This window comes from Nocardia brasiliensis IFM 10847 (genome assembly GCF_000710915.1).
GTDB classification, from domain to species: Bacteria; Actinomycetota; Actinomycetes; order Mycobacteriales; family Mycobacteriaceae; genus Nocardia; species Nocardia brasiliensis_A.
Window position 1 is genome coordinate 1 of the sequence record NZ_BAUA01000096.1, and the last position, 6,076, is coordinate 6,076.

The window sequence follows — 6,076 nt, forward strand, 5'->3', positions numbered from 1 at the left end:
CCGTGCGCAGCGAGCTGAAACGCGCGCGCCGCGCGGCGACGCGGCCGCCCCGTGTCGCACCCAAGCGACAGATAGGTGCGGACCCACAGAGCGTGCCCACGGTTCACAGGGGTTGTATGCCCTGTGAACCGTGTGGACTATCTGTGGACCCCGCCCCGCGACGGTTCGTGCGCAGCCTGACACCCAGGACGCGCGCACCGTGCACCGCCGCTGCCGGTCGTACCAGGCGAACAGGTGCGGGCTCACAAAGTGCACGGTTCACGGGAGCTGCATGCCCTGTGAACCGTATGGACCGTCTGTGGACCCCCGAACCGTGACCGCCAGCCGCGCAACAGCGAGACCCCCGCTCACCCCTGCTGCGGCTTGGCCGGGAACTCTTCTCGCTCCGGCAGCCCACTGATCAAGTCCTGCAACGCCGTTCGTAACCGACCCGGGGTGCCGGGGCTCAGCGACGTCCATTTCACGCCGTCGTCGGATTTGCTGGCCGTGGCGATGAAACGCCCGGAGCGGGTGTTGAATACGGCGATGTGGTTGTCGGTGACGTCGCGGGTGCCGTCGCCGTAGACGACGCCGACGATTTCGGCGTGCGAATGGATCTGCACCATCGCGGAGGCGAGGGTCTGCGCATCGCGCGGCGGGGTGCCGACTTTCGCGAGCCGGTTGGCGGTGGCGGCCGCGTCGCCGGTGTCGTCGAAAATCGGGACGAGTTGTTCGGTCGGCGCGTTCATGCCGGTCAGGTCGAGCGGTTCGGCGGGGCCGAGCGCCGCGATCACCGGGCCGGGCAGGTCGTCTTCGACCTCGTCGATCACGTAGGACTGCGGCCCGCGCAGGGCGACGGTGACAACATCGTCGCCCTTCGCGAGACACATGCGACTCATCGCACCGTCTACGTGCAGCCGTAGCGCGACCACCCAGTGCGGTCGGTACAGCGCCCGCAGCCGGTCTTCGAGCTCGTGATGTACCGCATCACCGATCAGCAGTTCCCGATCGGTGAGCGACTGAGCGGCCACGGCCATCGCTGCGTCGTGGTCGGCCACGTTGTCGTATTGCCCGCGCGCATCCAGCACGACGGGCACCTCGTCGATCTCCAGTTTCTCCAGGAGGAACTGCATCTCGTCGAGCGACAGCACAACCGACTTCAGCAGTGACGGGCCGCGGCCCGCACCCAGTACGGTCACTTAGCCGCCGTTCCGGCAGGTTCGGCGCCGATCACTCCGTCCGCGGCGTAGCGGCCGTCGTTGAAGTGCTCGGTCGAGCGCAGGTAGTCCTGGCTCTTGTGCTCGGACTCGTCGTCCTCGTCGCGCACCTGGTTGCCCAGCAGCGGGCTGCCGTGTGCGCCGTTGTTGTTGCGGACCGGCGCGCCGGTGGGCTGCGCCACCGCGCTGTTCTCGACGACGGCGGCCGTGGCGGGCGCGCCGCCTGCCGCGCTACCCGCGCCCCAGCCTTCGGGGAGCTTCAGCGAACCGTTGCCGAACGACACCGTGCTGCCGCCGAGGGACGCCGACCGGGTCGCGGACGACGCGGCGGCAGCCGCCAGGCCTGCCCCGCCGACCATCGAAGCCGGTGCCGCGGCGGTGATTCCGGGCGCGGCGACCGCGCTGGTGACCGCCGAGACCGCCTGCGAGCCGATGGTGCCCACGGTGGACACACCGGTGGTCGCCACCGAACCCGCGACGTTCGCCACCTGCGTCGCGGCGCTGACCACGGCCGGGTTGTTGACCAGCGCGCCGGCCGCGGAGATCGCGGTCTGCACCGGGTCGGCATTGGTGGTGCTCTGCGCGGCCTGCTCGGCGCCGCCCGCGTTCGCCTGGCCCGCACCGTGCGCGATCGCGGGCGGGTTGATGAACTCACCCGGCGTCACGACCATCGCGGTGGTGGCCGCCTCGTAGGTTTCCATGGTCAGCGCGGCGCGCAGATCGAGCGCGGCCTTCGCGGCTTCGGCCGCCTCGGCGGTGCCGTTGAGCACGCCGCCGGTCGAGTAGGCGGCGACGCGGGCCGCGTCGACGGCCGCGATCTCCGGGATGCTCGGCATGGCGATCGATGCCACGGTGTAGGCGATCGCGTTCGAGGCCGCCTTCGAGCTCATGGTGGCCGCCATGACACCCTGCTGCTCGGCCCAGCCGACGAAGCCGGTCAGTTTGGACAGCGCCGAGATGCCGTTGAGACCCTGCATGCCGACACCGAGCTCGGCCATCACGCGGGCGACGGTCGCGGTGGCGTCGATCCAGGCGGCGGTGAGGCCACCCCACGCGGTGGCGGCGGCCGAGATCGGCACGGCATGCGCGCCCGCGTTGAGCGCGATCGAGTTTCCTTCTGCCAGACGGGGCAGCCAGAACACCCCGGTGATTCCTGCGGTCATGCGTTTCTCCCCTTGCTTGTTCTTTTGTGCTGTGCCCGCAGGCTTCAGGCGATAGTGGAGCTGACGGCACCGATCGTGCCGGCCCGGACGACGTCCTCACCGATGTGCGTGACGAGCTGGGAACGCAGCGTCGCGGCCGCGTGGTGCAGCTCGAGGATGCCCTGGGCGACGGCCTGGTCGTGCGTGGCGGCGCCCTTGTTCAGGTGGTTCGCGGCGTGCAGCGAGACCTCGTCCATACCGGAGGGGATGACATGCGTCGCGGGCGCGGTGAGCGCGGCGGCGGCGGCCAACCGGTCGGCGAGCAGATCCAGCTCGGCGGCGGCGGCGAGGACGACTTCGGGTGCGACTAGTACGTGGCCAACCATGACTCGACTCCTTCTAGTGGCGGCTATGGGGCGGAACCACGAGAATTCCCCCTTCGAGTGATAGGACGCGACAGCCAGGCAATCGGTTCCATCGAATCCCCTAAAGTTTCTTCCCTGCTCACCCCAACTGCAACCGCACTCATACAGCTGGGGTAAAGACTAGCCCCATCCCAGCTCATGCAGGCGGTCTTCGTCAATGCCGAAGTAGTGCGCTATTTCATGGATCACCGTGATCGCCACCTCCTCGACCACCTCGTTCTCATCCGCGCAGATCGCCAAGATGGAGTCGCGATAGATGGTCACCGTGTCGGGCAACGAGCCGCCGTAATGGCTGTCTCGTTCGGTCAGCGCGATGCCTTGATACAAACCGAGCAGATGTGGATCCTCCGAATTGCGAGGTTCGATCAGCACCACCACATTATCGATGGCGCGGGCCAGCTCCGGCGGGATCCGATCGAGCGCGTCGCCGACCAATTCCTCGAACCGGTCCTCGGACATGGAGACCGACATCGTCGTGGGCTACCTCGGCTGGGGCTGCGGCGGCAGCGGCGCGGCGCCGGGCAGCGGCGTCGGCGTGGACCGGCCGGTATTCGGCGGCGGTTCCGGCGCCTGGCCGTTGATCAGGATGTCGCCCTTGGCCGAACCGGTGATCGGCGCGAACCCTTCCCGGTCGGCCCCCTTGCCGACCATGCAGTCCAGCTTGCGGCTGCCGGCCAGCCAGCTGCGGGCGTCCAGGTAGTCGAAGAACAGCGTGAGGGTCTTGTTGCGGATCACGTCGGGTCCGCCGAGATAGTCCGAGGACGTGCGCGCGCACTCGTCCTCGACGAACCGGTCCTGCTCCTCCTTGGCGGGCGGACCGCCCTGGAAGCGCTGGCCGAGGTCGATGGTGGAAACCACCTCTACCGCGTGCACCTGCGAGCAGTCCACCGGATCGGTGGGCAGGCTCTGGTTGATGCCCAGGCAGACGCCGGGCCCGTAGACCTTCGACTGATCGTGCTGGGTGGCGCTGCCGGTCGAGGCGGGGGTGCCCGCGCTCGCCGCGTACTGCAGGCCGCAGCGCAGCGTGCGGTCCCCGTGCTGCCAGCCGTCCGGGCTCGGGTACATCAGCCCGACGATGTAGCGCCCGCGCGGATCGAACCGCCCGCCCAGATACTCCTGCACCGCGGGCACGCAGTGCTCTTCCTTGAGTTCGGTGAGCCGCAGCGAGTCCGGGAAGCGGGCACCGGGCGCGAATTCCTTGCCCGGGTACTTGCTCATGTCGACATCGGCCGCGACCTCGAACATGTGCTTCGCGTCGCAGCGCACCTTGACCAGATCGGAGTGGTCCGGCTTGGACCAGCTCAGGCAATCACCCTTGACCGCCGTGCCGAACTCCTTGTCGACCACCGGCTCGGCCGGCGAGCCCGGCGTGTGCGCCTCGAGCCCCTTGTTGTCGAAGCCGGTGACGAACAGCGTCACGAGCGCCGCGACGACCGCGCCCGCGGCGACCAGCAGCAGACCCCAGCGCAGGGTGGGCGCGGGCAGCGCGGTCTCGCCGGTGAACACTCCCCGTACCGAGTCGAACACGCGCCGCACCCCGGCGGTGCGGGACGGCTTACCGCGCGTGGGGAACCGACTCGACGGGTCGGACTGGGGCACATGATCGGAAGGGGACATCGCGATCCATCATGGCAGTCTCCGGCCCGCGGTGCCACGACCTGGTCTGATCAGACCTTTTCGCGCTGACCCCGCCGCGCGCACGCGCTCACCCGCGCAGCGCGGACCAGAAGATGCCGGGTATCCGGGCAGGATTGCCGGTGGCGTAGAACTCGGTCAGCTTGCGCCCCGTCGCCGCCGCGGTCGTGTTGCCGACGAACCACGGCGGCTTCGGCGAGAGCGCGAATTCTCCGTGCAGCACCGAGCGCGGCGCGGGACGGAACGGCCCGCGCACCACTGTGCGCTCCACGTCGTCGAGCAGGAACGCGTTGTGCACCACGCCGATCCCGCTCTGCACGTCGTCGAGGGTGTGCCCGGGGAACGCGCCCCACGAGGCGCGCGGTGCCAGGAAGGCGAGCCCGGTCCACGCGTTCACCGCGATCGCGCCGTAGCGCAACTGTTCGAGCGCGCGGTCGAAGCCCGCCCCGAGATCGCGGATCGTCGCGGGGTGCGCGAGTACGTTGGCGCCGAGCGTGCCGGTGAGTTCGGTGTTCGCGAATTCGACCGCGCGCGAGAGGAATTCGGTGCCCGCGTACGGCAGTTCGACCACGCCGAGCACCGGCGAGAAGTATTCCGTGCGCAGCAGCGGAGTGTCGGTGAGCGGTACCTGCTCGACCAGCACCCGCCCGCCCTCGACCTGCGCGGCCGCGGGGTAGGCGGCCAGCGCGTCGGCCACCCGGGTATCGCTGCCGGGGTAGTACGGGGTGCGTTGCGGCGCCTGCGCGAGCGCCGTGCGCAGTTCGGCCAGGAACTTGTCCTTGAGGTGCCAGTCTTTGCTCAGCACGAGCGCCTGCGCGGCGACGCAGTTGTAGCCGCCGTTGTGCAGCCGCTGGGTGGCGACGTGCTCGGCTTGGTAGCGCAGGTCCGCGTCGGACCAGTCGCCGGGAACCACGATGGTCGGCGACACTCCGCCGAGTTCGCTGGTGATCGGCTTGTCCAGCAGCGGCCTGCGGTCCTTCTTCCGTTCCAGCCCCTCCGGTCCCGGCCCCCACACGATCGCGTCGTGCGTGTGCGCGCTGCCGGTCATGTGCACGTGCGCGACGTCGCCGTGCTGCACCAGGTAGCGGCCGGTCTCCGCGCCGCCGGTGACGATGCGCAGCACCCCCAGCTCGCACAGCGGCGCGAAGATCATCTCGAACACGGTGAACAGCGGGTCGGTGATCGGGTTCAGCTTCAGCAGGACGACGCGGTTGTGCGCGTACAGCTCGTACAGCGCGTCGAGGGGCGGAATCGAGGTGATGTTGCCCGCTCCGAGCACCACCCCGATGCCCGCGGTCGCGCTCGGGTCGAGTTGGGCGAGTCCGGCGCGCCGCCGCGCGGTATCGGCGTCGACGCCGGGACGCAGCCACACTTCGCCCTCGAAACCGTTGAGCAGCAACCGGTCGTAGGCGCTGTGCGGCAGGATCGGCACCGCGACGCGATCGCCGGGCGCGGTCCGCAGCGCGACGCCGTCGAGCGGGCTGCGCCCTTCCGTCAGCGCGGCCAGCGTCGCGGACAGGGCTGCGGTGGCCTGCAGCAGGGTGAGCGGGCCGGACATCCACTCCTCGCCGACCAGCGGCGAATCTTCGGCCAAACCCTTGATGGTCCGTGCGGCGCGCACCCAGTCGTCGGCGAAGCGGCCGGTTCTGGTGTTGATGTCGTCGAGCAGTTCGCGGCG

The 6,076-nt window shown here is 69.7% G+C and carries 6 protein-coding genes; all 6 read right to left on the minus strand.

Features of this window, described 5'->3' with window-relative positions; genetic code table 11:
- Positions 1-347 precede the first annotated feature (347 nt).
- The gene (locus tag NBRGI_RS20690; protein WP_029898776.1) at positions 348-1,178 is read right to left on the minus strand and encodes an ESX secretion-associated protein EspG; all 831 of its coding nucleotides are present in this window, start codon (positions 1,176-1,178) and stop codon (positions 348-350) included.
- Positions 1,175-2,359 (minus strand): PPE domain-containing protein, encoded by a 1,185-nt coding sequence (locus NBRGI_RS20695; protein WP_029898778.1) that lies wholly within the window; start codon positions 2,357-2,359, stop codon positions 1,175-1,177. The genes NBRGI_RS20690 and NBRGI_RS20695 overlap by 4 nt, the downstream gene beginning before the upstream one ends.
- Positions 2,360-2,403: 44 nt before the next feature.
- Positions 2,404-2,724: a PE domain-containing protein gene (locus NBRGI_RS20700; RefSeq protein WP_014980924.1), complete on the minus strand. Its 321-nt coding sequence runs from the start codon at positions 2,722-2,724 to the stop codon at positions 2,404-2,406.
- A 159-nt stretch (positions 2,725-2,883) separates the two neighbouring features.
- Positions 2,884-3,234, minus strand: a complete 351-nt coding sequence (locus NBRGI_RS20705; protein WP_029898780.1) for a metallopeptidase family protein — start codon at positions 3,232-3,234, stop codon at positions 2,884-2,886.
- Between the two features lie 9 nt (positions 3,235-3,243).
- Positions 3,244-4,380 (minus strand): septum formation family protein, encoded by a 1,137-nt coding sequence (locus tag NBRGI_RS20710; RefSeq protein ID WP_228832918.1) that lies wholly within the window; start codon positions 4,378-4,380, stop codon positions 3,244-3,246.
- An 88-nt stretch (positions 4,381-4,468) separates the two neighbouring features.
- The coding region (locus NBRGI_RS20715) for an aldehyde dehydrogenase family protein (RefSeq protein ID WP_029898784.1) at positions 4,469-6,076 on the minus strand (1,608 nt) is incomplete at its 5' end.

Coding starts and splice junctions, on each gene's coding strand:
- NBRGI_RS20695 (WP_029898778.1), bottom strand. CDS start 2,359: ATGACCGCAGGAATCACCGGGGTGTTCTGGCTGCCCCGTCTGGCAGAA.
- NBRGI_RS20700 (WP_014980924.1), bottom strand. CDS start 2,724: ATGGTTGGCCACGTACTAGTCGCACCCGAAGTCGTCCTCGCCGCCGCC.
- NBRGI_RS20705 (WP_029898780.1), bottom strand. CDS start 3,234: ATGTCGGTCTCCATGTCCGAGGACCGGTTCGAGGAATTGGTCGGCGAC.
- NBRGI_RS20710 (WP_228832918.1), bottom strand. CDS start 4,380: ATGTCCCCTTCCGATCATGTGCCCCAGTCCGACCCGTCGAGTCGGTTC.